We start from the raw sequence: 25,642 nt of genomic DNA, 5'->3' as shown, positions 1-25,642 counted from the left end.
GCGGTCAGGTCAGCCCGGGGATCCCGGGCGCAGCGGGAACGCACCGATCGCGCGGCTCACGCAGCGGCGAATGGTCTCCGCGATCGCGCGCATCTCCGGCCCCGGCTTGTTGTAGGGGTCGGGCACCTCGCTGCCACCTCCCTGTTCCGCCATCGCCGACAGCAGCGTGACCCGCGGCAGGTGCGTGGGGAACGTCCGCTCGATGGCCTCCCAGTTCTCGGTGTCCATCGCGATCACCAGCTGGGCCCAGGCCATGTCGGCCTCGCCCGCCTGCTGCGAGCGGTGGTCGGCGAGGTCCACCGACAGCGTGTCCCGCACCGTCTCGGCCCACGCCGCGGGCGACGTGCGGCCGGTCTTCGGGTGCATGCCGGCGCTGCGCACCTGCACGCCCGGCAGCGCGTCGGCGAGCATCAGGCCCACCACGGGGCTGCGGCAGATGTTGCCGTAGCAGAGCACCAGCACGCGCTCGATGCGGCCGGCGCGCCAGTCCGGCGCGAGCCGCGACCAGTTCGCGCGGGCGGCGCGGCCGGCGCGCCAGCGGTTCAGTCGGTTCGTGATGCCCTGGAACAGGTCGCGCGTGGCGGCCCACCACAGGGTGCGGTCGTTCCAGCGGAAGAGGTCCCAGCGCTCGGCGCCCCACAGCGGGCGCAGCAGGCCGAGGAAGTCCCCGGCGTCCAGTCGCTTGACCAGCAGGGGGTCGTGGCGCCGTTTCCACGACTGCACGAACCAGCGCACGTCGTTCGACACGTGGCGCATGTAGCGGCAGCGCGTGGGCCGGGGCTGCGGGCCCACGGGCGTGCCGGTGGCCAGCCGCAGCAGGCCCAGCGGGAAGTTGACGCCGGCGCCCACGGCGAGCGGCAGCGATCCCCACAGGCGCGGGTTGATCTCGATCAGGCGGTAGTCCTGCCCGTCGGGCGAGACCTTGAACTCGACCATCGCGACGCCGTGCCAGCGCAGGTGGCGCAGCAGGGCGAGGGCGGCCTCGCGCACCGCGGCCGGCGGCTCGATGGCGCGCCGGTACGTGCTGGCGCCGCCGGTGAGCGGCATCTCGTGGAGCCGTTCGTGGGCGAAGACCCAGCGCGGCTCGCCGTGTTCGAAGAGGGCCTCCACGCCCACGCCACGGCCCGCGAAGTATTCCTGCTCGACCACCGGGGTGTGCGGCAGCATCTCGCGGAACGCGGCCTGGCGGGCCTGCTCGTCGGCGCAGATGCGAGCCTCGATCGTGCGCAGGTGGCCGTCGATGCGCACCTTGCTGTGCACCGGCTTGACCACCGCGGGGAACGAGGCGGCCGTGGTCACTGCGGCTGCGTCCGTGACCAGCCGGCCCTTCGGCACGCGGATGCCCAGGCCTTCGGCCACGCGCACCGTGTGGTCCTTGCTCAGGGCCACGTCGATCGAGGCCTCGTCGCCGATGACGGCCTTCGCGCGCAGGGCCGCGGGCACGGCGTGCGACTTGAGCGCGATCAGCGAGGTTTCCGTGACCGGCACGATCAGGGCGTAGCCGTGCTGCGCGTCCAGCTGTTGCAGCCACACGAGGAACTCGGCGGGGTCGGCGGGCTGCCTCAGGCGCTGCGCCACGCGGGGCGAGGCGAAACACAGGCAGTCGTCCGACGCGGCCGACACGTGGACCTCGACGTCGCGGGGCAGGGCCAGCACGGTCTCGGCGGCCGCGCGGCTGTGGCCGTCGAGGACCAGGGCCACGGCCCGTGGGGCGGGGCGGGTGGGCGTGCTCATCAGGAGGTGGGCTTGTGCATCCGCCGCACGAACAAGGCGTGGTGCGGTGCCGCCGGGATCCGGGGCAGCCGGCACAGGTCGTGGCCCGGCCCCCAGAAGGACTCCTCGGTGGTCACCGCCCAGCGGTAGGACTTGCGCACGGCCTCGACCACGGCCGGATCCGAGTCGCCATTCGGGTAGCAGAAGATGTCGACCTCGCGGCCGAGCTGCGCCTCGAGCCGGGCGCGGCTCGCCGTCAGCTCCTCGGTCTGCTCCCGGGCCGACAGCGTGGTCAGGATGGGGTGGGACACCGTGTGGCTGCCGATCGTGATGAGGGCCGGATCCAGCGAATGAACCTCGTCCCACGTCATCGGGGCGAACAGGTCCTGCTGCATCGGCGTGGGCTCGAACGCCGGCGTGTGGGCGCGCACGGCACTCTCGAACGCCTCGCGCCGGTCCGGTGCGAGGCCCTTGGCCCATTCGACGAGCGCCTCGACGGCGTGGACCGGCCATCCCTCGCGGGTGGCCAGCGCCTTGCGTTCGGCCGCACCCAGGCCCTGCAGCCGGGCACGGGCCTCGGTGTTCCAGACCCACTGGCCGGAGTCGATCAGGCCGGAGCAGAGGAAAAACGTGGCGGGAACGTCCGCTTCCCGCAGCAACGGGTAGGCGGTGCTCAGGTGGTTGCGGACCCCGTCGTCGAAGGTGAGGGCGACCTCGCGGCCCGTGCAGCGGCCGTCGCGGTACCGGGAGAGCAGCGTGGGCAGAGAGATGGGTTCGAATTCCCGGCGGATGACGTCGAGCTGCGCCCTGAAGACGTCCGTTGGAATGCCCTCGGGGTCCACGGTGTGGTACATCAGCACCCGCGGCTGCCTGATGGCCCGCGCCTTGCGCAGGGCCATGCCCGTGACGTGCGAGATCTCGTGCGCCAGCCGCACCACATGCCTCTTCATGGTCCCTCTTCTCTCCCTGAGTCGCGTGGGGCATCGGCGTCTGTCGCGCCTGTTGATGCCTTCCGTCCTGCGCCTGCTGGCACTTTGCCGCAAAGTGGCTGGTCCCGCCGACAGGAATCGAACCTGTATTTGCCGCTTAGGAGGCGGCCGTTCTATCCATTGAACTACGGCGAGGGAGCGCAGGGCACGGCATTCTAAGCGCCGGTGGGAGTGAGCCTTGTCGGACGGCGCCGACAAGCGGCCGCGCCCAGCGCCTACCCGGTGGCCGAAGAGTGGCCTTCACACTGGCGTCGGGGCCGGACCGTTCCGGCGGGTTGGGGAGAATCGTGATGACCGACGACATCGCCGTGGGGATGCGGGGGCAGGGCTGGTCGGCCGTTGGAGGCCGCGTGATCCCGCCTTCGAGTGCCGCCCCTCACCGTGCCGCTGCGGCGGCGCGATCGACACGCCCGGGAGAACTCACCGGCCGTGTCAGTTTCACCACCTCCGACGGATTGCTGGGGCCCGGGCGCCGCCTGCGGTACCGGCGTGCCCGCTGGGTTCGCCATGCCGTGGTCTGGTTGGCCATCGTGCTGCTGGCGCCCCTGGTGGCCGGCTGGGCCTGGGGCCTGCTCGGTTCGATGTCGCGGTGAGGCCACGTCGGCCCCACGCGACACACCGTTGCGACAATCTCACCCCTCGTGACGCCTGTTGTCCTACACCCTAGGGTTTCCACTTGGGTCATACTGCACCGCAGCAGAGACCCAAAAGGAGCCTTCGATGGGATTCACTGAACTGACGGGCAAATACCACCGCCTTCGCAACGAGCTGGAAGAGGCCTATGCCGCTCCGGCCTGGAACCGGCCGAAGATCGATCGCATCGCCGACGAGATCGTGGCCACCGAGAAGGCGCTCGCCACGCTGCATCCCCACGACGAAGAGCACCAGATGCACCTGGAGCTGTAGTGGCCTCGCTCACCAACGACCAGTACATCGCCGAACTCAACCGCCGCCTGCAGGCCGACCCGGCCTGGAAGCCCGGGGTCGAGTTCGTCGCGATCCCGCGAGGGGACTGGGAGCGTGCCCGCGGCGGCTCCACCTGGGTGGGCCCCGATGACATGTTGCCCGTCATCGTGCGGATCGTGAAGGACACCGCCGGGGAGTTCCAGATCGAGCAGCCGTTCGTGGCCGAGCGGGGGTGAGGCCGCGGCCGGGCCTCAGTGCTTGTCCGCTTCGCTCGTGAAGGAGTCGGCGTAGAAGTTGTCGGGCGGCAGCCCGCGGTGCGTCACGAACTCCCGCTGCGCCGTCTCCACCATGATGGGCGCGCCGCACGCATACACCTGGTGCTGCGAGAGGTCGGGGAAGTCCGCCATCACCGCCAGGTGGACGAAGCCGGTTCGGCCGGTCCATTCGTCCGTGGGCTTCGGCTCGCTCAGCACCGGCACGTACGTCAGCTGCGGCGTCGTGCGCGCGGCCTCCACGAGCCAGGCGTGCGCGTAGAGGTCGACGAGGCTGCGGCAGCCCCAGTACAGGTGCACGGGACGCGCGTCGCCCTTGTGGCGCATGTGTTCCACGATGGCCTTGATGGGCGCGAAGCCCGTGCCGCTGGCGAGCAGGATGACCGGGCCGGGCGCGTCCTCGCGCAGGAAGAAGCTGCCGAACGGCCCTTCGAGCCGCAGGATCTCCTTCGGCGCCATGCCGTGGAACACGTGTTCGGTGAACTTGCCGCCGGGCATGTGGCGGATGTGCAGCTCGATGCCCGGCTGTGTCTCCTGCGTGTGCGGTGCGGTGGCCATGCTGTAGCTGCGGCGGCTGCCGTCGCGCAGGATGAACTCGATGTACTGGCCCGCGTGGTACGCGAGCTTGTCGTTCGCCGGCAGCTGCAGCTTGATGATGGCGACGTCGGGCGCGGGCTTGTCGATGCTGATCACACGGCTCGGCATCTTGCGCACCGGGAACTCGCCCGCGCCCGCCACCGTGCGGGCCTCGAGCACCACGTCGGTCTGCGGCGCGGCCACGCAGGTGAGCACCATGCCGGCTTCCTCTTCCTCGGCGCTCAGCGCCTTGGCCTGGTGGGCGCCGTGGATGACACGGCCTTCCACGAGGCGGCACTTGCAGGAGCCGCACGCGCCGTCCTTGCAGCCGTACGGCAGGCCGATGCCCTTCTCGATGGCCGCGGCCAGGATGGGTTCGTTGCGGTCCACCTCGAAGCTCACACCGCTCGGCAACACGGTGACGTTGAATGTCATGGGGTAATCTCTTCCGGCAATTCGCTCATCTTCCACACCCCGATTTTGCCCGCGATCCCATGCCCACGCCGTCCACCCGTCCCACCCGCTTCCGCCGGCCCGTCCTGTTGATCGTGGGGTGTGGTGACGTGGGCCTGCGTGTCGTCCGGCTGCTCGCGGGGCGCTGGCGCGTGCTGGCGCTGACGTCCACGGCGGCCCGCGCACCCGAGCTGCGCGCGGCCGGCGCGGTGCCGCTGGTGGGTGACCTCGACACGCCCGCCACGCTGGGCCGGCTCGCGGGCCTCGCCGATGCCGTGTTGCACCTCGCGCCGCCCGCGCGCGACGGCGACACCGACGAACGCACCCGCCACCTGCTGGACGCGCTGTCGCGCCAGGGCCGCGTGCGACGCCTCGTCTACGGCAGCACCACCGGCGTGTACGGTGATGCGGGCGGCGCGCGGTTCGACGAGACCCGCGCCGTGAACCCGGCCACCGACCGCGCACGGCGGCGGGTCGACGCCGAGGCCCGCGTGCGGTGGTTCGGCCGCCGCGCCGGCGTGCGCGCCACGGTGCTGCGCATCCCCGGCATCTATGCGGGCGATCGCCCTGGGGGCCACCCGCGCGAGCGCCTCGCGAAGGCCACGCCGGTGCTGGTGGCCGAGGACGACGTCTTCACGAACCACATCCACGCCGACGACCTCGCCCGCGCCTGCGTGGCGGCGCTGCACCGCGGCCTGCCGCAGCGCATCGTGCACGCGAGCGACCACACCGACCTGCGCATGGGCGAGTACTTCGACCTGGCCGCGGACCTGTGCGGCCTGCCGCGGCCACCGCGCATCACGCGCGCCGAGGCGGAGCGCACGATGTCGCCCATGCAGATGTCGTTCTGGAGCGAGTCGCGCCGGCTCGACAACCGGCGGCTCGTGGCGGAACTGCGCCTCGTGCTGCGCTACCCGACGGTGCGGGAAGGGCTGGTCGCCTGACGGGCGTTCGGAGCTCAGCGCCGGCCGAACGGCGGGCGGCCGCGCCAGTACTGGATCATCAGGAAGGCGCCGATCATGCCGCCCAGGTGCGCGCTGCGGGCCATGAGGCCGAGCACGAGCGCCAGGGCGCCGAACACCACCACGAAGACCTTCGCCTTCATCGGGATGGGCGGGAACAGCGGCATGATGACCTGGTTCGGGAACATCATGCCGAACGCGAGCAGCAGGCCGAACAGGCCGCCCGACGCACCCACCGTCGGGTTGCCCCATCCCAGGGCCGCGGACAGCGCCAGCTGCGTGAATGCGCCCGTGACGACGCTTGCGAGCCAGAACTGCGTGAACCGCTTGCCGCCCCACACGCGTTCCAGCTCGGCCCCGAACATCCAGAGCCCGAGCGAGTTGAAGAACAGCTGGAACATGTCGGCGTGCAGCACGCTGTACGTGACGATCTGCCACGGCAGGAAGCCGCGGTCGATCGGCCACAGCGCGAGCGCCTGCAGGTTGAGGAGGTACTGCGCGCAGAACATGCCCACGTTGATGAGCAGCAGGGCTTGGGTCACGGGGGGCATCGGGGGCATGCGCGGGGTCCGGAGAAGTCAGCAAAGGCGCTAGGGTACCCGGTTTGCGGATCGGCCCCGGGCGCTCGGGTTCCGACCCGGGCGTGTGGCAGAATGTTCCGTTCCGCTCGCACCGGCCCCGGTGGTGAAATGGTAGACGCGCCGGACTCAAAATCCGGTTCCGCAAGGAGTGTCGGTTCGAGTCCGACCCGGGGCACCAGGGCCAGACCCTGCCACACGCTCCCGCTCCCATACCCTCGTCGCCACCCGGGTTCCACCGGAGACCGTCTTCGCGCGCCTGGTTCATGATGGGGCCATCCATCCACGGGAGACGCTGATGACGAGGATCGCGAAAACGGCCCACGAGATTCATGACGAGGTGGCGCGTCTGGTCCACGAGATTCCCGCCGTGGTCGAGGACGGGGAGGCCGTCGAAGTCGGCTTTCCCGTGCACCTGATCGACCCGCCGGGCGAAGGTCCCAACTGGACGATCGATCACGTGGGCAATGGCCACGCGTACCTCGCCAGCATCCGCGCGGTGATCGCCCAGGCGCAGTCCCAGTGGGACCTGACGCCTTAGGCGCCTGTTCCGGAGCGTGCCGGAACTCACGCCCTCCGCTCGCCTGAACCCCAGGTCCTCCAGCCAAGGGGTTGCGGCGTTTCGCCGATTCGCGGAACCTCGCGCCCCATCGTTGTTGCGAGAAGGCGAAGAGGATTCCGATGTCGTACGAAGTACCCGAGGACGCGACCGCGTTCGTCCACCGTGGCCACGCGGTGGAGATCGTTCTTTCCGATGCCGGAGGCGGGCGTTGGAACTGGTTCCTCCGGATCGACGGCGTCGAGCATTCGCCGGGCGACGTGGGCCCCGCGCCCAACCTGGCCTCGGCCATCCGCGAGGCCCAGGTGGGCGCGCGCTACCTGATCGATTCGGGCGTGGCAGGGGTCGACGCGCGGAAGGCCTGAGCCCCGCGCGCCGTGGCCGTCACTTCACCGCGTCCGCCGGCAGTTCCACCATGTAGGCGTCCACGTCGTCCTTGCTGCCGGTGTTCCAGTTCGAGTTGAACAGCACCTTCGTGAAGTCGCGGCTGACGGTCGCGTGCGGTTCCGTCCAGTACTCGTTGTAGAGCGAGCGGTGGAACGCGAGGTTGAACGTGCGCGGCGAGGCCTTGAGTTCCATCGCGAAGACCTTGTCGTGCATCCACTGCCGGCTGCCGCCGGCGGGAATGAAACCCGCGTAGACCGACACGATCACCCAGCCCGGCTTGTCGTAGCCCTTGCCCGAGATGTGCAGCGCGTTGGTGGTGCCCGCGAGGTAGGTGGGCAGCAGCGCCGTGCGTTCGCCGGTGCGCAGGTTGATCATGAAGAGGTCGCCCTGGGCCGACTGGTAGTCGACCGAGACGTAGAGGTCGTCGCCGTTCGCGCCGATCGCGATGTCGGAGTGCTCGGACTTCGCGAGCAGCTTGCGTTGTTGCGAGAAGTCCCGCGAGTACGCGACCGTGCCGCGCGCGCCGTCGCCGGACACCACGCACCAGTCGCCGCTCGGGCTCATGCTGACGTGGTCGGGGCGGTCGCCGTTCGTGTTCATCGTGCCCACGAGGCTGTCGGTGTCGCGGTCCCACGTGGCCACGCCGAGGGTGCCGAAGTTCACGTCCTCGACCATGAAGCACCAGTAACGCTGGTCGCGCGACGGTGCGCCTTCGGACTTGGTCCACGCCACCGCGGCGGCCGGCCAGCGGGCCTTCAGGCGGGCGCCCAGGTCGCCCACCACGCGCGTGGCGCCGGTGGACACCGTGAGCTCGTTCACCTTCATGCCGACGCCGTTGGTGGGCAGGTAGTAGAGCTTGTCGCCGTCGGTGGCGTGCCACTGCGGCTCGGCATCGCCGCCGGGGCCGGGCAGCACCTTGACGCGCTGCCGCGTGGCGGTCTCGTACAGGTGCCAGCTGCCGTTCAGCGCGTAGGCGAGGTAGTGGGTGCCGGTGGCGTTGAAGGCCTGGCGGCGCGAGTAGTCGTTGCGGGTGAAGCCGGCGACACCGTCGGCCGCGTGGTCGGTGGACCGCACGACACACGTGCCGTACGCGGGTTCCGCGAAGGCCGCGCCCTTCGCGGGCTTGGCGAGCGTGGCGATGGGATCGGTGGTGCGGGTGCCGGACAGCGTGAAGGCGGTGGTGTAGAAGTTCGCGCAAGCCGGGGTGAGGGCGGACGCCGGTGCCGACGGGGGCGCGGAGGCGGGCGGCGCCGCGGCCGGTGGCGACGGTGTCACGGCCGGGGCCGGCGGCGTGGCGGGTGTGTCGGAGCCTCCACCCCCACACCCCGCGGTGGCCAGGCACGCGACGGCGCCCAGCAGCGCGGCCACGTGCCAGTGTTTCGAACGGTCCATCCCTCTCTCCCTGGGTTCCTTTTGTGGAGCGAAGCGTACCGGAGCCGGCGAGGGGGGCGGTAACGAGGTGCAGCCCGAGATTCCGCATGCCGGCCGGGTTCTCCCGCTCCTGCGACAATGGCGGCAGGAGAGCGCATGAAGACCTACAAGACACTCGAAGACTCGATCGGCAACACCCCGCTGGTGCGGCTGGTGCGTGTGCCCGGCGCGGAGAACGACCGGCGCGGCAACGTCATCCTCGGCAAGCTCGAGGGCAACAACCCGGCCGGCTCGGTCAAGGACCGTCCCGCCATCAGCATGATCAAGCGCGCCGAGGAGCGCGGCGAGATCCGCCCCGGCGACACGCTGATCGAGGCCACGTCCGGCAACACCGGCATCGCCCTGGCGATGGCCGCGGCCGTGCGCGGCTTCCGCATGGTCCTGATCATGCCGGAGGACCTGAGCATCGAACGCGCGCAGACCATGAAGGCCTTCGGCGCGGAACTCGTGCTGACGCCCCGCAGCGGCGGCATGGAATACGCCCGTGACCTCGCCGAGCAGATGCAGCGCGAGGGCAAGGGCCGGGTGCTCGACCAGTTCGGCAACCCCGACAACCCGCGCGCCCACTACGAATCCACGGGCCCCGAGATCTGGAAGGACACCGACGGCCGCATCACGCACTTCGTGAGCGCGATGGGCACCACCGGCACCATCACCGGCACGTCGAAGTTCCTGAAGGAGAAGAACCCGGCCATCCAGGTGATCGGCGCGCAGCCGAGCGAGGGTTCGCGCATCCCCGGCATCCGCAAGTGGCCCGAGGCCTACATGCCGAAGATCTACGACCCGACGAACATCGACGAGACCATCGAGGTGAGCCAGGAGAACGCCGAGGACATGGTGCGGCGCCTCGCCCGCGAGGACGGCCTGTTCGCGGGCATCTCCGCGGCGGGCGCCTGCTGGGCCGCGCTCGAAGTCGCCAAGCGGGTCGAGAACGCGACCATCGTGTTCATCGTCTGCGACCGCGGCGACCGCTACCTCTCCACCGGCGTCTTCCCGGCCTGACGCCATGGTCCACGCATTCCACTTCTGCCCCAACTGCGCCACCGCGCTGCAGCGCATCACCGAAGTCGAGGATGGCGGCCCGAAGGAGCGCACGCGTTGCCCGTCCTGCGGCTGGACCCACTGGAACAACCCGACCCCGGTGCTCGCCGCCGTGATCGAGCTGCCCGAGGCGGGCGGCCAGCTGCTGCTGGCCCGCAACGCCGCGTGGCCGCAGAAGATGTTCGGCCTCGTCACCGGCTTCATGGAAGCGGGCGAGACGCCGCAGGAGGGCATCGCCCGCGAGGTGTTCGAGGAAACGGCACTCACCGCCGAGGCCGTGAACCTGGTGGGGGTCTACGACTTCCAGCGCATGAACCAGGTCATCATCGCGTACCACGTCGTGGCGCGCGGCGAGGTGACGCTGTCGCCCGAACTGGCCGAGTACAAGCTGGTGCCGCCCGAGAAGGTGAAGTGCTGGCCCGCCGGCACGGGCCAGGCGGTGGCCGACTGGCTGCGCTCGCGCGGCATCGAACCCCAATGGCTCGAGTGGCCCCCGGCCGGCTCGCCGCGAGAATCGACATGAACGCACCCACCGTCCACAAGGAAATCGACACCCGCGGCATGAACTGCCCGCTGCCCATCCTGAAGGCCAAGAAGGCACTGGCGGACATGCACAGCGGCGACGTGCTGAAGGTGGTGGCCACCGACCCCGGGTCCACGCGCGATTTCCAGGCGTTCGCCCGGCAGACGGGCAACGAGCTGATCGAGCAGACCGCCGAAGGCGGCGAGTTCGTGCACTACCTGCGGCGGCGCTGAACCCCGATGCCCGTCACCCCGGCGAACGCCGGGGCCCACTGCGGGCGGGGCGCGCTGTTCACCGGTGGATCCCGGCGTTCGCCGGGATGACCGTTTTTCAGATCTCGAGCGTGCGCAGGTAGTCGCGGAAGCCCGGGCCCAGCACCGGGTGCTTCAGCGCCAGCTCCACGTTGGCCTGCAGGAACCCCTCCTTGCTGCCGCAGTCGTAGCGCTTGCCTTCGTAGCTGTACGCGAACACCTTCTCGCGGCGCAGCAGGCCGGCGATGCCGTCGGTCAGCTGGATCTCGCCGCCCACGCCGCGCGGCTGGTTGGCGATCTCGTGGAAGACGCCGGGGGTCAGGATGTAGCGGCCGGCCACGCCCAGGCGCGACGGCGCATCTTCCGGCGCCGGCTTTTCCACCATGCGGTTGACGTCCATCAGGCGGTCGTTGATGGCCGTTCCCGCCACGATGCCGTAGCGGCGTGTGTGTTCCGCCGGCACTTCCTGCACGGCGAGGATGGACACGCGCCACTCGTTGTACTGCTCCACCATCTGCTTGAGCACCGGACGATCACCCACCATCAGGTCGTCCGCGAGCAGCACGGCGAACGGTTCGTTGCCCACGAGGCGCTGGCCGCACAGCACGGCGTGGCCGAGGCCCAGGGCCTGCGGCTGGCGCACGTAGATGCACTCCATGTCGTCGGGCTTGACGCTCCGTACCACGTCCAGCAACTCCTGCTTACCCGCCTGTTCGAGGGCTACCTCGAGCTCGAAAGTCATGTCAAAGTGGTCTTCGATGGGGCGCTTGTGCCGGCCGGTGACGAAGATCATCTCCCGCACGCCGGCGGCATAGGCTTCCTCCACGGCGTACTGGATCAGCGGCTTGTCCACCACCGGCAGCATTTCCTTCGGCTGGGCCTTCGTGGCGGGAAGGAAGCGGGTGCCGAGACCGGCCACGGGGAAGATTGCCTTGGTGACTGACATGGTGCGCAGCGTTTCGAGTGGGTGAGTGGACGAGCGGGTGATCAGGTGGGTGAGCGTGGGTCAGCGGTCAGCGACCCAGAAAAAACATTGTGTCATGGCCCGGAACAGGAATCCGGCCCGGCCGTTTTACCGAGACTGCGTGACAACCCTATGGACTTGCTGATCGTCGACACGCTGGACGCGGAAGTCAGGCAGTGGCTCGAGTCGCGGCACACGGTGCGCTACGCACCCGAACTGGCCCAGGACCTGAAGGCCTTCCGCCTCGCCCTGTGCAACGTGCGCGCGCTGATCCTCCCCGCGTCCGTGGCCTTCGGCGCGAAGACCCTGCCGCTCGCCCCCATGATGCGCGCCGTGGGCCGCATCAACAGCGGCGCCGAGAACATCGATGCCGAAGCCTGCCAGCGCGCCGGCATCGAGGTGGTGCGCAGCGCCACCGCCACCGCCCAGGCCGAGGCCGAGTTCATGATCGGCGCCATCCTCTCCATGCTGCGCCGGGTGCCCGTGGAGGGCGCCGACGGCATGCGCGTGGGCCGCGAGCTGGGCGCGTGCACGGTGGGCCTGATCGGCATGCCGCCGGCCGCGCGCGCGATGGCCTCGATGCTGAGCGGCTTCGGCTGCCGGGTGATCGGCTACGAGCCCTCGCTGCACGCGAGCGACGGCGTCTGGGACCGCTGGAAGGTGGCCCCCATGCCGCTGCGCGAACTGATCGAGACGAGCGACGCACTCGCCGTGCAGCTGAACTACTTCACGCGCTACCAGGGCCTGATCGGCGAGCGGCTGCTGCCGTGGTGCAAGCCGAACCAGGTGATGGTGAGCGTGTCCCACTCCGGCGTGTTCGACGAGAAGTCGCTCGCCGACGCACTGCGCAGCGGCCGCATGGCCGCCGGCTGGATCGACAGCCTGGAGCCGGGCGCCCTCGACGAGGGCCGCCCGCTGCACGGCATCGGCAACCTGCAGATCACGCCACGCCTGGCCAGCACCACGCGCGAGTCGCGGCTGCGCAGCGCGTGGGCCGTGGCCCGCCGCATCGACGAGCTGCTCATGGCGACGCCGGTGGCGCCGCCCGAGTTCAGGCCGACTGCGCCAGGCGAGCCGCTTGATCTCGCAGCCGAGCCAGAGTCGCCGTGAAGTCGGCGATGCGCGCGCGCTCCTGATCCACCACCTCGGGCTTGGCCCGGGCCACGAAACTCTCGTTCGACAGCTTGGCCTGCGCCTTGGCGACTTCGCCTTCCAGGCGCGTGATCTCCTTGCCGACGCGCACCCGCTCGGCGGCCACGTCGATCTCGACGTGCAGGGCGAGGCGGGCGTCGCCCACGTTGGTCACCGGCGACAGGCTGGTGGCCGCCACGAACGCGGCCTCGTCGGCCAGCACGTTGACCTCCGACAGCTTCGCCAGCGCCTTCAGCAGCGGCGCCGCGGCGGTCAGGAACTCGCGGTCTCCGAAGGTGTTCAGCGGCACGCGGTTGCCGGGCTGCAACTGCATCTCGCTGCGCAGCACGCGGCAGGCGCTCGCGACCTGCTTCAGCTTGGCCACCCAGGCGTCGGCTTCCGGGTCGATGCGGGACAGGTCGGCCTCGGGGTACTTCGCCGTGACGATGCTCGGGCCCGCGCGGCCGGCCACCGGCGCCACGCGTTCCCACAGCTCGGCCGTGACGAACGGCGTGATGGGGTGCAGCAGGCGTAGCAGCGTCTCGATCGTGCGGATCAGCGTGCGGCGCGTGGCGCGCTGCTGCGCCTCGTTGCCGGTCTGGATCTGCACCTTGGCGATCTCGACGTACCAATCGCAGTACTCATAGGTGAACTGGTACAGCGCGGTGGCGACGTTGTCGAGGCGGTACTCGGCAAAGCCCTTCGCGGTCTCGGCCTCCACGCGTTGCAGCTCGCCGATGATCCAGCGGTCGGATGGGGACAGTTCCACCGGCTTCGACTCGTCGACGCCGCAGTCCTGGCCTTCGCAGTTCATCAGCACGAACTTCGTGGCGTTCCAGAGCTTGTTGCAGAAGTTGCGGTAGCCCTCGCAGCGCTTGCTGTCGAAGTTGATGTTGCGGCCCAGGCTGGCGAGCGACGCGAACGTGAAGCGCAGCGCATCGGCGCCGAACGCGGGGATGCCGTCCGGGAATTCCTTCTCGGTGTCCTTGCGCACGCGCGGCGCCGTCTCCGGCTTGCGCAGGCCCACCACACGCTTGTCGAGCAGGGGGCCGAGCGCGATGCCGTCGATCAGGTCGACCGGGTCGAGCACGTTGCCTTCCGACTTGCTCATCTTCTTGCCCTGCGAGTCGCGCACGAGGCCGTGGATGTAGACGTGGCGGAACGGCACCTGGCCGGTGAAGTGTTTCGTCATCATGATCATCCTGGCGACCCAGAAGAAGATGATGTCGAAGCCCGTGACCAGCACGGAGGAGGGCAGGAAGAGGTCGAGTTCCTTCGTCTTGTTCGGCCAGCCGAGCGACGAGAAGGGCACGAGGGCCGACGAGTACCACGTGTCGAGCACGTCCTCGTCGCGGGTCAGTTCACCGGTGTAGCCGGCGGCCGTGGCCTTCGCGCGGGCTTCCGCCTCGTCGCGTGCGACGAAGAGTTCGCCGCCCGTGCCGTACCAGGCCGGGATCTGGTGGCCCCACCACAGCTGGCGCGAGATGCACCAGTCCTGGATGTTCTTCATCCACTGGTTGTAGGTGTTGACCCACTGCTCGGGGAAGAACTTGACCTCGCCGCTCTCGACCACGTCGATGGCCTTCTGCGCGATGCTCGTGCCGTCGGCGCCGGCCTTGGTCATGGCGACGAACCACTGGTCCGTCAGCATGGGCTCGATGACCTGGCCGGTGCGCTCGCAGCGCGGCACCATCAGCTTGTGCTTCTTGACCTCGACGAGGAAGCCTTGCGCCTCCAGGTCGGCCACCACGCGCTTGCGGGCCACGAAGCGGTCGAGGCCGCGGTAGGCCTCGGGGGCGTTGTCGTTGACGGTGGCGTCGAGGTTCAGCACGCCGATCATCGGCAGCTTGTGGCGCTGGCCCACGGCGTAGTCGTTCGTGTCGTGGGCCGGGGTGACCTTCACGACGCCGGTGCCGAACTCGCGGTCGACGTATTCGTCGGCGATCACGGGGATGTTGCGGCCCACGAGCGGCAGCTTCACCTCACGGCCGATGAGGGCGGTGTAGCGCTCGTCCTCCGGGTGCACCATCACGGCCACGTCGCCCAGCATGGTCTCGGGGCGCGTGGTGGCGACCACCACCTCGCCCGAGCCGTCGGCCAGGGGGTAGCGGATGTGCCAGAGGGAACCGTCCTCCTCCTCGCTCGACACTTCCAGGTCGGACACGGCCGAGCGCAACACCGGGTCCCAGTTCACGAGGCGCTTGCCGCGGTAGATCAGGCCTTCCTCGTACAGCTTCACGAAGGTTTCGGTGACGACGGCCGACAGGTTCGGGTCCATCGTGAAGTACTCGTGCTTCCACGACACCGAGTCGCCCATGCGGCGCATCTGCTGGGTGATGGTGGAGCCGCTCTGTTCCTTCCACTCCCACACGCGGGCGACGAAGTTCTTGCGGCCGAGGTCGTGGCGGCTCTGGCCCTTGTCTTGCAGCTGGCGCTCGACCACGATCTGCGTAGCGATGCCGGCGTGGTCGGTGCCAGGGACCCACAGCGTGTTGTGCCCGCGCATGCGGTGGTAGCGCGTGAGCGAGTCCATGATCGTCTGGTTGAACGCATGGCCCATGTGCAGCGTGCCCGTGACGTTGGGCGGCGGCAGCTGGATCGCGAACGACGGCTTCGACGCGTCGAGCGTGGGTTCGTACAGGCCGCTCTGCTCCCACAGCGGGGCCCAGCGGGCTTCGATGGCGGCGGGCTCAAACGATTTGGCGAGTTCGGTCATGGTGCGGGTCCGGACGCCCCCGGGCGGGGTGGTTCGGTGAAACAGGCTGAAACGGGGGAAGGGTCGATTGTAGGTGCCGCCGCCGGGCTGATATCGTGGGAGGTCTCTGGAGGATCCTGCATGCGATTTCTGCTTCGAACGGCGGCCTGCGCGGCGCTCGCCCTGCTGGCCAGCTGCGGCGGCGATGACGACGACTACGACTACTACGAGGACGGCAAGTCCTTCGCGTGCACCATCAACAACGAGAAGCTCTGGCTGCGCGGCGAAATGGCGAAGTACTACTTCTGGGCCGGCAAGTCGCCCACGCCGTCGCCCGAGGGGTACGCCGACCCCGAGGCCTACCTCGACGCGCTGCGGTTCCAGGGCGATGCCAGCGAACCGCGCGACCGCTTCAGCTACATCGAGAGCCGCTCCGCCTTCGACGAGTTCTTCGTCGAGGGGCGCACGCTCGGCTACGGCGTCTCCGTCAACGGCACCGAGGGCACGCTGCCGCTGAAGGTGCGGTACGTCGACCCGGGCAGCCCGGCGGCCACCGCGGGCGTGTCCCGCGGCGACACGGTCGTGGCCGCCAACGGCATCGCGGCCTCGCAGCTCGTGCAGTCGGGCAACTTCGCCTCGCTGTCGCCCACCCGCGAGGGCGACGTGCTGACGCTCGTGCTCGAGACCAACGGCGCGCAGCGCACGGTCACGCTCACCGGCGCCCGCTACAACCTCGTGCCGGTCACGGCCAACACCGTGTTCACGTTGCCCGGCGGCGCGAAGGCGGGCTACCTGTCGTTGAAGGATTTCGTCACGCAGGCCGAAGCCCCGCTGACCGCGGCCATCACCCAGTTCCGCCAGGCGGGTGCCACCGAACTCATCCTCGACCTGCGCTACAACGGCGGCGGCCGCGTCTCCACGGCCACCCACCTCGGGTCGCTGGTGACCGGCGCCACACGGGCGGGAGCTCTGTTCACGCGGCTGGCCTACAACCCCATCAGCGGGCTGCGCGACGCGAACTACACCTTCACGAACCAGGGCAGCACCGCGTTCCCGCGCGTGGTGGTGCTGACCGGCCCGCGCACGTGCTCGGCGAGCGAGATGGTCGTCAACGGCCTGAAGCCGTACGCCACCGTGGTCACCATCGGCAGCGCCAGCTGCGGCAAGCCGGTGGGCTTCTCGCCGCAGGACGTGTGCGACAACGTCTACAGCCTCGTCAACTTCGAGAGCCTGAATGCCGCCGGCCAGGGCAAGTACTACAGCGGTCTGCCGCTCACCTGCGCCGTGAAGGACGACTTCTCGAAGAACCTGGGCGACGCGACGGAAACGCTCACGGCGGCCGCGCTGTCGTACCTGCAGACCGGGTCGTGCCCGGTGCAGCCGTCGTCCGCGCTGGTGCGGCCCCTGCGGGCGCTGGACCGGGTCGTCGTGGAGCCGGGGCAGCGGTCGGGGATGATCGCGGACTGATTCCCGAAACGGTGGTCACCCCGGCGAACGCCGGGGCCCACTGCGGATCCTGCGCGCGGTGCCGCCAGTGGGTCCCGGCTTCCGCCGGGATGACGGCGCGGGGCTCACATCAGCAGGTGCTCGCCCGCGTTGTCCCCGCCGAGGATCACGTAGTTCACCTTGCGGATGTCGGCGAGCTTCGTGCCGCCGGCGTAGCTGATCGAGCTCTGCACGTCCTCGCGCATCTCGCGCAGCGTGTCCGCCAGCTTGCCCTTGATGGGCTCGAGGATGCGCTTGCCCTCGACGTGCTTGTACTCGCCCTTGTTGAAGTCGCTGGCCGAGCCGTAGTACTCCTTGAAGAGCTTGCCGTCGGCCTCCACCGTCTTGCCGGGCGATTCCTCGTGGCCCGCGAACAGCGAGCCGATCATCACCATCGCGGCGCCGAAGCGCACGCTCTTGGCGATGTCGCCGTGGTCGCGGATGCCGCCGTCGGCGATGATGGGTTTGGTGGCCACGCGGGCACACCACTTCAGCGCGCTCAGCTGCCAGCCGCCGGTGCCGAAACCGGTCTTCAGGCGCGTGATGCAGACCTTGCCCGGGCCGATGCCCACCTTGGTGGCGTCGGCGCCCCAGTTCTCGAGGTCGATCACGGCCTCGGGCGTGCCCACGTTGCCGGCGATCACGAAGGTGTCCGGCAGCTTCGCCTTGATGTGCTCGATCATCTTGCGCACGCTCTCGGCGTGGCCGTGCGCGATGTCGATGGTGATGTAGTCGGCGCCCACGCCGCTCGCGGCGAGGCGGTCGATCACGGCGTAGTCCTCCGCCTTCACGCCGGAGCTGATCGAGACGAACAGGTTCTTCTCGCGCATGCGCGTGGCATAGGCCACGGCGTCGAGGTCGAAGCGGTGCATCACGTAGAAGTAGCCGTTGGCGGCGAGCCACTCGGTGAGGGGTTCGTCCACCACCGTCTTCATGTTGGCCGGCACCACCGGCAGCTTGAAGGTGCGCCCGCCCAGCTCGGCGGAGGCATCGCACTCGGACCGGCTTTCCACGCGGCACTTGCGGGGCAGCAGCAGGACGTTGTCGTAGTCGAAGATTTCCATTGAGTCGCTCCTTGAAATGCGAGCGCTTGACCTGGAAAACCCGGTTCCCTCCGGCGGGCGCCGGAAACAAAAAACCGGGCACCAAAATTTGGGCCCGGTGACGAATTCTACGCCGCTTGGAAATCCTTACGGCGTGCCGGGCGGGGCTACCAGCACCTGGCGCACCTTGTGGTGCAGCTTGGTCTGGCTGTAGGGCTTGGCCAGTCGCTCGAAGGGCGCCGTGCCCACGTCCTGCGCCGAGCCGTGCGTGAGCAGGATGCGCAGCGCGGGCTGGCGGGCCTGGGCCGCGCGGGCCAGCGCGAGGCCGGCGTCCAGCGTCGGGTTCAAGGCCGGGGCGACCAGGAGGTCGCAGGCCGCGTCGCGGTCGAGGTGTTCGATGACGTCGCGGCTGTCGATGCACCAGCGGGCCTCGTACCCGAGGTCGGTGAGCATGGACGCCGTGATCGCGGCGAGGTGGGCCAGCGTGTCCAGGATCAGGATGCGGGCCTGCGCGGGGGAGGCCGGGCTTCGCGTCTCGGCGCCGAAGCAGAAGCGCTCGGGGTGCACGATCTCGACGACCTCGATGCCGGCCGCGGCGTCCGGCACCGGGCGCGCCAGCGCGGGGTGGTCGTGGATCCAGGGATGTTTCACGCGAGGCCGCCGTTCAGGGGAAGCTGAAGTTGGCCGGCGGCACCGTGGTGGCCGTGGGGTCGATGTCGAGCGTCTGGCGTGCGCCGTCGGAACGGGCGTCGATGCGGGCCGACGGCGTGCCGGCGAGGTTGACGGCGAAGTCGAGCATCGCCGGCGGGCGGGCGTAGACCGCGCGCACGGGCAGGCCGACGGGCACCGAGAGATCGAAGTCGCCCGAGCCCGCGTCGACCGGACCCCAGGCTACTTCGACCGCGGGGCCGCCGGGCACCGTCTGCAAGGCCCGCACCGTGGCCGTGGGCGGTTGGACGCGGCCCGTGACGGCGCGGGGCGAGCTCGTCGGTGGCAGCACCGGGTGCGAGGCGTCGTTGAGGCGTGTCTCGGACGAAGCGGAGACGGGCACACCCGACACCACGGCGACCGCGCGGCCGGGCGCCGTCACCACGAGGTCGTACGTGCCCACGGGCACCGGGTACAGCACGAAGCGGCCGGCGGGGTCGGGCACCGTGGCCTTCACGGGCACGCCGTCGAGCTGCATCGACACCGAGGCGCCGGCGGCGATCGACGGATCGAGGTAGCCGGTGACCCGCTGGCTGGAGATCAGGCGGTCGCCGCCGCCCGCGCGCACGGGGATGACGGAGATGACCGGCTTCAGGTTGTACTGGCCCGCGGTGCCCCGGCGCACGATCGACTTGCAGGCGTCGAAATCGAGCACCGCTTCCGCCACCTGGCCCTCGGTCACGTCGATGCCCGCGGCGAGCTTGAGGCCGCCCGGCTGCTGGGCCGACGGCGTGGTGAGCGCCGTCTCGGGGCTGCCGGTGGGCCGCACCGCGTTGGCGGGAACACCCGCCGCGGCGTTGTCGGCGAGCACGAGCCGGACCTGCGTGTAGCGCCCTGCGGGCAGCGTGACTTCGCCGAGGTCCGCAAGCGTGCCGTTGGTGAGCGTGAGCAGGTCGATGCGGCGGGCGGGCGACAGCACGATCTCGGACCAGCCGGCGTCGCCGTCAGCGGCGCTTGCGCTCTGGTGGACGCGCACGCGCTCGATCGTCACGTGCAGTGTGTCGTAGCCGCAGGCCGGGGCGTCGGTGATCGACAGGCGCATGGTGCCGCCCGTGCCGCCGATGCCGCCTCCGCCTCCCGTGTTCCCTCCGCCACCGCAGGCGGTGAGCAGCAGGGAGGCGGCCAGCGCGGCCGGTGTGAAATCGCGGAGGCTCATGGGGCGTGGCTTTCGGTCGCGAGGCCGGCCGGCACGGCCTCCTCGACGGCATGGATGCCCAGGCCGATGCGCACGCGCGCATCGGTGGGGGAGGCGGTGTCGTGCGCGGCCAGCCAGCGGTCGAGGCGCAGCAGCAGGGCCTGCGATTCGGCGGCCGCCAGGGCGTGGAACGCAGGGGCGGCCTCGGCCGGGATGGCGTGGTACAGCACCTTGCGCTGGAAGCGGGGTTGTGCCGCGCCGTGGACGAGGTTGTGGTCGATGGTGCCGATCAGGTCGGCCACATCGGTGCCGAGGATGTGCAGCTTGTCGGTGACGCTCGCCTGCGGCACGTAGGCGCGGGCGACCAGCGCCACGCGCGCGTCGTCGAGGCGGCGCACCGCGCCCACCCGCATCAGTTCGTCGAGCACCGCCCGCGCCGGCATGTCGCCGCTGTGGCGGCGCACCAGCGTGGCGAAGCTGGCATCGCCCTCCACGGGCAACGCCCGGGGCTGGCCCTGGGGGTCGTTGTAGTCGCTGTCGCGCACCCAGCCGGTCAGCACCCGCGAGGCGCGGTTGTAGCGCTCGGCGCCGACGGCATCGGCCTCGGCGGGTTCGGCGAGCAGCCGCTGCACCTCCTTGCGGGTGAGGCCCGACAGGATCGACACCCGGGAGATCGACGGCTTCTTGCCGGGCAGGGCGAACTCGGTCATGGCCACGTCGACGTACGTCCGCTTGGCCACCGCCTGGAAGGCGCCGAAGGACATGCCGTGCCGCAGCATCAGCCGGCACAGCGGACGCAACAGGCGGGTCAGCGCCTGTTCGAGGGCGCGGGGCAGGGTGGGCGTTTCGGACACAATTGGGAAAATAATCCCAAAAACGGCGAGTGTCCAGCCAAAAAGGAACGGATCTGGCTCCCTCGTTCGGGCCAGCCGCGGCTCAATAGAATGCGGGAATGCATTCCCCTGTTTCCTCCGATCCGACGTCCCCGCTGCTGCACAACCTGAATCCGGAACAGCTCGCGGCCGTCACGCTCCCGGCGCGTCCCGCGCTGATCCTGGCCGGGGCGGGGTCGGGCAAGACCCGGGTGCTGACCACCCGCATCGCGTGGCTCATCCAGACCGGCCAGCTGTCGCCCGGCGGCGTGATGGCGGTGACCTTCACGAACAAGGCCGCGAAGGAAATGCTCACCCGCTTGGGCGCGATGCTGCCGATGCCCGTGCGGGGCATGTGGATCGGCACGTTCCACGGCCTGTGCAACCGCTTCCTGCGGGCGCACTGGAAACTCGCCGGGCTGCCGCAGGGCTTCCAGATCCTCGACTCGGCCGACCAGCTGTCGGCCGTGAAGCGGGTGATCAAGGCGATGAACCTCGACGAGGAACGGTACGTCCCCAAGCAGATCACCTGGGCCATCGCCGGCGCCAAGGAAGAGGGCCTGCGCCCGGGCGACATCGAGGTGCACGACGCGCAGAGCCGCGTGCTCGCCGAGGTGTACCAGGCCTATGAAGACCAGTGCCAGCGCGAGGGCGTGGTCGACTTCGCCGAGCTGATGCTGCGCACGTACGAGATCCTGCGCGACAACGCCGCGCTGCGCGACCACTACCAGCACCGCTTCCGCCACATCCTCGTCGACGAGTTCCAGGACACCAACAAGCTTCAGTACGCGTGGCTGAAGATGTTCGCCGGCCCCCACACCGCGGTGTTCGCGGTGGGTGACGACGACCAGAGCATCTACGCGTTCCGGGGCGCCCAGGTGGGCAACATGACCGACTTCGAACGCGAGTTCAAGGTGCAGCAGGTCATCAAGCTCGAGCGCAACTACCGCTCGTTCGGCAACATCCTCGACGCGGCCAACGAACTGATCGCCCACAACTCCAAGCGCCTCGGCAAGAACCTCAGCACCGAGGCCGGCCCCGGCGAACCGGTGCGGGTGTTCGAGGCCACGAGCGACTTCGCCGAGGCCCAGTGGTTCGTCGACGAGGCGAAACAGCTGCACCGGGACGGCGTGAACCGCAGCGACATCGCGCTGCTGTACCGCAGCAACGCGCAGAGCCGCGTGATGGAAAGCGCGCTGTTCAATGCCGGCGTGCCGTACAAGGTGTACGGCGGCCTGCGCTTCTTCGAACGCGCCGAGGTGAAGCACGCGCTGAGCTACCTGCGCCTGATCGAGAACCCGAACGACGACACCAGCTTCCTGCGCGTGGTGAACTTCCCCGCACGCGGCATCGGTGCGCGCAGCGTCGAGCAGCTGCAGGACGCCGCCCGCACCAGCGGCCGCAGCCTGAGCCAGAGCGTGGGCGCGGTGGCCGGCAAGAGCGGCTCGAACCTGCAGGGCTTCGTGGCCCTGATCGACGCGATGCGCGAGGGCACGCGCGGCCTCACGCTGCGCGAGATCATCGAGCACATGCTGCACCACTCGGGCCTCGTCACGTTCTACACGACGGACAAGGACGGCAAGGACCGCCTCGAGAACCTGGAGGAACTGGTCAACGCCGCGGAGGCCTTCGTCACGCAGGAAGGCTTCGGCAAGGACGCCGTGGCCCTGCCGGTGGACGAACACGCCGGCGCGTTGGCCGAGGGCCTCCCGGTGGCCGTGGCCGCCGTGGACCTCACGCCCGACGCCGAGACCGGCGAGATCATGTCGCCCCTCGCGGCCTTCCTCACGCACGCCTCGCTCGAGGCCGGCGACAACCAGGCACAGGCCGGGCAGGACGCCATCCAGCTGATGACCGTGCACGCGGCCAAGGGCCTCGAGTTCGACGCGGTGTTCATCACCGGCCTCGAGGAAGGGCTGTTCCCGAACGAGAAGAGCGTGGCCGACATCAACGGCATCGAGGAGGAGCGCCGGCTGATGTACGTGGCCATCACGCGCGCGCGCAAGCGGCTGTACCTGAGCTTCAGCCAGACGCGCATGCTGCACGGCCAGACCCGCTACAACGTCAAGAGCCGCTTCTTCGACGAGCTGCCCGAGAACACGCTGCGCTGGCTCACGCCGCGCAACCAGGGCTTCGGCTCGGGTTTCGCGCGCGAATACCAGTCGGCCTGGCAGAAGGGCTCCGGCCTGTCGGGCATCGTGGGCGCCGGCCAGCAGGCACCGCGGCCCAACACGCTCAACACCGCCAGCAGCGCCGGACCGAAGACCACCACGGCCCAGGGCCTGAAGTCCGGCCAGTCGGTGTTCCACAACAAGTTCGGCGAGGGCGTGATCCTCACCATCGAAGGGCAGGGCGAGGACGCCCGCGCCCAGGTGAACTTCGGCCGCCACGGGATGAAGTGGCTCCAGCTGAGCATCGCGAAGCTGACGCCGGTGGATTGACGAACGGGCCGGTTCGCGCGCCGGGAGGCGTGCGATGAGCCGGTGGACGGAGGGCGATCGGGCTACCGATGTGACAGGAATGTCTCGAGACTGTCACGGACTCTTCACGGTCGCTTTTTAACCTGCAGCGGTACGAAATCTTTCTTCACAAAAGAGCCCTGCAGTGAACAACGAAGTCCAAAACCTCTCCGTCGACCACGACGACATCGACCTCAACACCTCCGGCAACGACAGCTTCCTGACGGTGCTCGACGCCCGCCTGAGCCGCCGCTCGATGCTGCGCGGGGGTGTCGGCACCGCCGCCACGGCCGTGCTCGGCACCTGGGGCCTCACCGCCTGCGGCAGCGACGACGACGAGCCGGTGACCCCGGTGCCCGCCGCGCCGTCGGCCATCACCTCGCTGGCCTTCGCGGCCGTGGCGAAGAGCCGGGACGACAAGGTCACCGTGCCGGTCGGCTACACCGCCGCCCCGATCTACGCGCTGGGTGACCCGATCGTCGCGGGTGTCGCGGCGTACAAGAACGACGGCACCGACGTCGACATGGACAAGCGCGCCGGCGACCACCACGACGGCATGGAGTACTTCGGCCTGGCCGCCACCGGCAATGCGCCCGACGCCAACAACTCCGAACGCGGCCTGCTGGCGATGAACCACGAGGCCACGAGCAACGCCGACGTGCGTTCGTTCTACCTGCACGCCAACGGCGGCACGGTGAACCCGCGTCCGGCCAGCGAAGCCCTCAAGGAAATCGACATCCACGGCCTGTCGGTCGTCGAGGTCAAGAAGACGAACGGCCAGTGGGCCTACGTGCAGGCCGGCGCGCTGAACCGCCGCGTCACGCCCTTCACGGAACTTCAGCTGTCCGGTCCCGTCCGCGGCAACGCGCTGGTGAAGACGAAGTACTCGGTCGACGGCACCAAGATCCGCGGCACCATCAACAACTGCGGCACCGGCCGCACCCCCTGGGGCACGTTCCTGACCGGCGAAGAAAACTGGGCGGGCTACTTCACCCGCAGCCGCGCCGGCCACACCACCGACAACACGATCCGCGGCAACGACAAGAGCGTGGCCTCGCTGAACCGCTACGGCGTGAACCAGACGGCCTCGAGCCGCCACGGCTGGGAAACCGTGCCCGCCACCGGTGACGCCGCGACGGACGACCGCGCCGCCCGCTTCTTCATCGGAAAGACCGGCGCCAGCACCGACGGCACCGACGACTACCGCAACGAGCTGAACGGCTTCGGCTACATCGTCGAGATGGACGTGTTCGACAAGGCCGTGGCCGTCAAGAAGCGCACGGGCCTCGGTCGTTTCGCCCACGAGAGCGCCGCCTTCGGCAAGGTCGTGGCCAGCAAGCCGCTGGCCGTCTACATGGGCGACGACTCGCGTGGCGAGTACATCTACAAGTTCGTCTCGACGAAGACCTGGAACGCCGCCGACGCGAACCCCACCAACCGCATCACCACCGGTGACGCGTACCTGGACACGGGCAAGCTGTACGTCGCCAAGTTCGCTGCCGACGGCACGGGCACCTGGATCGAACTGAACATCGCGAACGCCGCCATCTCGGGCTACGCGACGTACGCTTTCGCCGACCAGGCCGACGTGCTCGTCAACGCTCGCCTCGCCGCGGACGCCGTCGGTGCGACCAAGATGGACCGTCCGGAGTGGTGCGCGGTGCACCCGACCACGGGCGAGATCTACTACACGCTGACGAACAACTCGAACCGTTCGATCACGGTGGGTGCCGCGCAGGAAGTCGATGCCGCCAACCCGCGCGCATACGATGACCTGAAGAACGGCGCGAACCAGGGCGGCAACGTCAACGGCCACATCATCCGCATGGCCGAGACGGGTGGCGAGGCGGCCGCGCTCACGTTCAAGTGGGACGTTTATCTGTTCGGCGCGCAGGCCACGCCGGAAACGGTGGCGGAGAAGCCGCAGCTGTCGACGATCAACATCTCGGCGTTGACCGATGACAACGACTTCTCGAGCCCGGACGGCCTCTGGTTCAGCCAGAACACCGGCCTGTGCTGGATCCAGACCGACGATGGCGCCTACACCGACGCGACGAACTGCATGATGCTGGTCGGCGTTCCGGGTGTGGTCGGCGACGGTGCGAAGACGACGCTCACCTACAAGGACAAGACCGGTGTCACCACGCTGCGCACGGTCGACACGTTCGTCGGCAAGCAGCCTACCGCCACGACGCTGAAGCGCTTCCTCGTGGGCCCGGTCGAGTGCGAACTCACCGGCTGCACGGAAACGCCGGACGGCAAGACGCTGTTCGCGAACATCCAGCACCCGGGCGAAGGCCTGTCGCCGGCCGACATCGGCGATCCGTCGAAGTACAAGAGCCACTGGCCGGGCAACGCCGGCTACCAGGCCACGGCGGGCAACGCCACGTCGCGTCCGCGTTCGGCCACGATCGCGATCACGAAGAACGACGGCGGCCGCATCGGCAGCTGATCGTCTCCTGACGTGACAACGGCCCGCAGGCGCAAGCCTGCGGGCCGTTTCACTTCG

Annotated in this window: 24 protein-coding genes and 2 tRNA genes; 14 read left to right on the top strand and 12 right to left on the bottom strand. The window is 69.5% G+C overall.

Going from position 1 to position 25,642, the window contains the following annotated elements; all coding sequences use genetic code 11:
• Window positions 1-9: 9 nt before the first annotated feature.
• From A4W93_RS20740 to A4W93_RS20730, 3 genes are all read right to left on the bottom strand, one after another.
• A complete protein-coding gene (locus A4W93_RS20740; protein WP_085752415.1) occupies window positions 10-1,734 on the bottom strand; it encodes an arsenate reductase/protein-tyrosine-phosphatase family protein in 1,725 nt (574 codons plus the stop codon).
• Window positions 1,734-2,663: a polysaccharide deacetylase family protein gene (locus A4W93_RS20735; RefSeq protein ID WP_085752414.1), complete on the bottom strand. Its 930-nt coding sequence runs from the start codon at window positions 2,661-2,663 to the stop codon at window positions 1,734-1,736. Before A4W93_RS20735 ends, A4W93_RS20740 begins: the two co-directional genes overlap by 1 nt.
• Before the next feature lie 99 nt (window positions 2,664-2,762).
• Window positions 2,763-2,837: transfer RNA gene (locus A4W93_RS20730), tRNA-Arg, on the bottom strand.
• 155 nt (window positions 2,838-2,992) lie between these two features.
• Here A4W93_RS20730 and A4W93_RS29795 point away from each other — a divergent pair.
• From A4W93_RS29795 to A4W93_RS20720, 3 genes are all read left to right on the top strand, one after another.
• Window positions 2,993-3,295: a hypothetical protein gene (locus A4W93_RS29795; protein WP_157131717.1), complete on the top strand. Its 303-nt coding sequence runs from the start codon at window positions 2,993-2,995 to the stop codon at window positions 3,293-3,295.
• Window positions 3,296-3,422: 127 nt separating this feature from the next.
• Window positions 3,423-3,608, top strand: coding sequence for a hypothetical protein (locus tag A4W93_RS20725; protein WP_085752413.1), 186 nt, complete (start codon window positions 3,423-3,425; stop codon window positions 3,606-3,608).
• Window positions 3,608-3,844, top strand: a complete 237-nt coding sequence (locus tag A4W93_RS20720; protein WP_085752412.1) for a hypothetical protein — start codon at window positions 3,608-3,610, stop codon at window positions 3,842-3,844. The genes A4W93_RS20725 and A4W93_RS20720 overlap by 1 nt, the downstream gene beginning before the upstream one ends.
• Window positions 3,845-3,859: 15 nt before the next feature.
• Here the strand turns inward: A4W93_RS20720 and A4W93_RS20715 are convergent, their stop codons facing one another.
• On the bottom strand, window positions 3,860-4,891 hold the full coding sequence (locus A4W93_RS20715; RefSeq protein WP_085752411.1) for a CDP-6-deoxy-delta-3,4-glucoseen reductase: 1,032 nt from the start codon (window positions 4,889-4,891) through the stop codon (window positions 3,860-3,862).
• Between the two features lie 59 nt (window positions 4,892-4,950).
• Here A4W93_RS20715 and A4W93_RS20710 point away from each other — a divergent pair, with 59 nt between their 5' ends.
• A complete protein-coding gene (locus tag A4W93_RS20710; RefSeq protein WP_085752410.1) occupies window positions 4,951-5,853 on the top strand; it encodes an SDR family oxidoreductase in 903 nt (300 codons plus the stop codon).
• A gap of 14 nt (window positions 5,854-5,867) precedes the next feature.
• On the opposite strand, the gene A4W93_RS20705 is transcribed toward A4W93_RS20710, so the two are convergent.
• Window positions 5,868-6,422, bottom strand: coding sequence for a rhomboid family intramembrane serine protease (locus A4W93_RS20705; RefSeq protein ID WP_237357814.1), 555 nt, complete (start codon window positions 6,420-6,422; stop codon window positions 5,868-5,870).
• Between the two features lie 124 nt (window positions 6,423-6,546).
• On the opposite strand from A4W93_RS20705, the gene A4W93_RS20700 reads away from it, so the two are divergent.
• The 3 genes from A4W93_RS20700 to A4W93_RS20690 all read left to right on the top strand — a co-directional run bounded on the left by A4W93_RS20700 (window position 6,547) and on the right by A4W93_RS20690 (window position 7,373).
• Window positions 6,547-6,630: transfer RNA gene (locus A4W93_RS20700), tRNA-Leu, on the top strand.
• Between the two features lie 117 nt (window positions 6,631-6,747).
• Window positions 6,748-6,990, top strand: coding sequence for a hypothetical protein (locus A4W93_RS20695; protein WP_085752408.1), 243 nt, complete (start codon window positions 6,748-6,750; stop codon window positions 6,988-6,990).
• 140 nt (window positions 6,991-7,130) lie between these two features.
• On the top strand, window positions 7,131-7,373 hold the full coding sequence (locus tag A4W93_RS20690) for a hypothetical protein (protein ID WP_085752407.1): 243 nt from the start codon (window positions 7,131-7,133) through the stop codon (window positions 7,371-7,373).
• Between the two features lie 19 nt (window positions 7,374-7,392).
• Here A4W93_RS20690 and A4W93_RS20685 read toward each other — a convergent pair whose 3' ends face one another.
• On the bottom strand, window positions 7,393-8,787 hold the full coding sequence (locus A4W93_RS20685; RefSeq protein ID WP_085752406.1) for a hypothetical protein: 1,395 nt from the start codon (window positions 8,785-8,787) through the stop codon (window positions 7,393-7,395).
• Window positions 8,788-8,922: 135 nt separating this feature from the next.
• Here A4W93_RS20685 and cysM point away from each other — a divergent pair, with 135 nt between their 5' ends.
• Genes cysM through A4W93_RS20670 form a run of 3 tightly spaced genes read left to right on the top strand, consistent with a single transcriptional unit; the run spans window position 8,923 to window position 10,623 of the window.
• The gene (gene cysM / locus A4W93_RS20680) at window positions 8,923-9,828 is read left to right on the top strand and encodes a cysteine synthase CysM (protein ID WP_085752405.1); all 906 of its coding nucleotides are present in this window, start codon (window positions 8,923-8,925) and stop codon (window positions 9,826-9,828) included.
• Window positions 9,829-9,832: 4 nt separating this feature from the next.
• Entirely contained in the window at window positions 9,833-10,390 is a 558-nt protein-coding gene (locus tag A4W93_RS20675) for an NUDIX domain-containing protein (RefSeq protein ID WP_085752404.1), read from the top strand.
• Window positions 10,387-10,623 carry a sulfurtransferase TusA family protein gene (locus tag A4W93_RS20670; RefSeq protein ID WP_085752403.1) on the top strand — a complete coding sequence of 79 codons (237 nt, stop codon included), beginning with the start codon at window positions 10,387-10,389 and terminating at the stop codon, window positions 10,621-10,623. The genes A4W93_RS20675 and A4W93_RS20670 overlap by 4 nt, the downstream gene beginning before the upstream one ends.
• Window positions 10,624-10,720: 97 nt before the next feature.
• Here the strand turns inward: A4W93_RS20670 and galU are convergent, their stop codons facing one another.
• The gene (gene galU, locus A4W93_RS20665; protein ID WP_085752402.1) at window positions 10,721-11,587 is read right to left on the bottom strand and encodes a UTP--glucose-1-phosphate uridylyltransferase GalU; all 867 of its coding nucleotides are present in this window, start codon (window positions 11,585-11,587) and stop codon (window positions 10,721-10,723) included.
• Between the two features lie 150 nt (window positions 11,588-11,737).
• Here galU and A4W93_RS20660 point away from each other — a divergent pair, with 150 nt between their 5' ends.
• On the top strand, window positions 11,738-12,715 hold the full coding sequence (locus tag A4W93_RS20660; RefSeq protein WP_085752401.1) for an NAD(P)-dependent oxidoreductase: 978 nt from the start codon (window positions 11,738-11,740) through the stop codon (window positions 12,713-12,715).
• On the opposite strand, the gene A4W93_RS20655 is transcribed toward A4W93_RS20660, so the two are convergent.
• The gene (locus A4W93_RS20655) at window positions 12,657-15,452 is read right to left on the bottom strand and encodes a valine--tRNA ligase (RefSeq protein ID WP_085752400.1); all 2,796 of its coding nucleotides are present in this window, start codon (window positions 15,450-15,452) and stop codon (window positions 12,657-12,659) included. The two genes, A4W93_RS20660 and A4W93_RS20655, sit on opposite strands and share 59 nt — an antisense overlap.
• Window positions 15,453-15,572: 120 nt before the next feature.
• Here A4W93_RS20655 and A4W93_RS20650 point away from each other — a divergent pair, with 120 nt between their 5' ends.
• Entirely contained in the window at window positions 15,573-16,898 is a 1,326-nt protein-coding gene (locus A4W93_RS20650) for a S41 family peptidase (protein WP_085752399.1), read from the top strand.
• A gap of 104 nt (window positions 16,899-17,002) precedes the next feature.
• On the opposite strand, the gene A4W93_RS20645 is transcribed toward A4W93_RS20650, so the two are convergent.
• From A4W93_RS20645 to A4W93_RS20630, 4 genes are all read right to left on the bottom strand, one after another.
• Window positions 17,003-17,980 (bottom strand): GMP reductase, encoded by a 978-nt coding sequence (locus A4W93_RS20645; protein WP_085752398.1) that lies wholly within the window; start codon window positions 17,978-17,980, stop codon window positions 17,003-17,005.
• A 126-nt stretch (window positions 17,981-18,106) separates the two neighbouring features.
• Window positions 18,107-18,610 carry a hybrid sensor histidine kinase/response regulator gene (locus A4W93_RS20640; RefSeq protein WP_085752397.1) on the bottom strand — a complete coding sequence of 168 codons (504 nt, stop codon included), beginning with the start codon at window positions 18,608-18,610 and terminating at the stop codon, window positions 18,107-18,109.
• Between the two features lie 13 nt (window positions 18,611-18,623).
• Complete coding sequence (locus tag A4W93_RS20635) at window positions 18,624-19,823, bottom strand: DUF4382 domain-containing protein (RefSeq protein WP_085752396.1); 1,200 nt, start codon at window positions 19,821-19,823, stop codon at window positions 18,624-18,626.
• The gene (locus A4W93_RS20630; protein ID WP_085752395.1) at window positions 19,820-20,656 is read right to left on the bottom strand and encodes a DUF6502 family protein; all 837 of its coding nucleotides are present in this window, start codon (window positions 20,654-20,656) and stop codon (window positions 19,820-19,822) included. The genes A4W93_RS20635 and A4W93_RS20630 overlap by 4 nt, the downstream gene beginning before the upstream one ends.
• 98 nt (window positions 20,657-20,754) lie before the next feature.
• Between A4W93_RS20630 and A4W93_RS20625 the strand changes: the two genes are divergently transcribed.
• A complete protein-coding gene (locus A4W93_RS20625; protein ID WP_085752394.1) occupies window positions 20,755-23,115 on the top strand; it encodes a UvrD-helicase domain-containing protein in 2,361 nt (786 codons plus the stop codon).
• 163 nt (window positions 23,116-23,278) lie between these two features.
• Complete coding sequence (locus tag A4W93_RS20620; RefSeq protein WP_237357590.1) at window positions 23,279-25,585, top strand: PhoX family protein; 2,307 nt, start codon at window positions 23,279-23,281, stop codon at window positions 25,583-25,585.
• Window positions 25,586-25,642: the final 57 nt, after the last annotated feature.

Source organism: Piscinibacter gummiphilus, assembly GCF_002116905.1.
Taxonomy (GTDB): Bacteria; Pseudomonadota; Gammaproteobacteria; order Burkholderiales; family Burkholderiaceae_C; genus Rhizobacter; species Rhizobacter gummiphilus.
The sequence above is the reverse complement of the archived record's forward strand: the minus strand, read 5'-3'. Positions and strand labels throughout refer to the sequence as shown.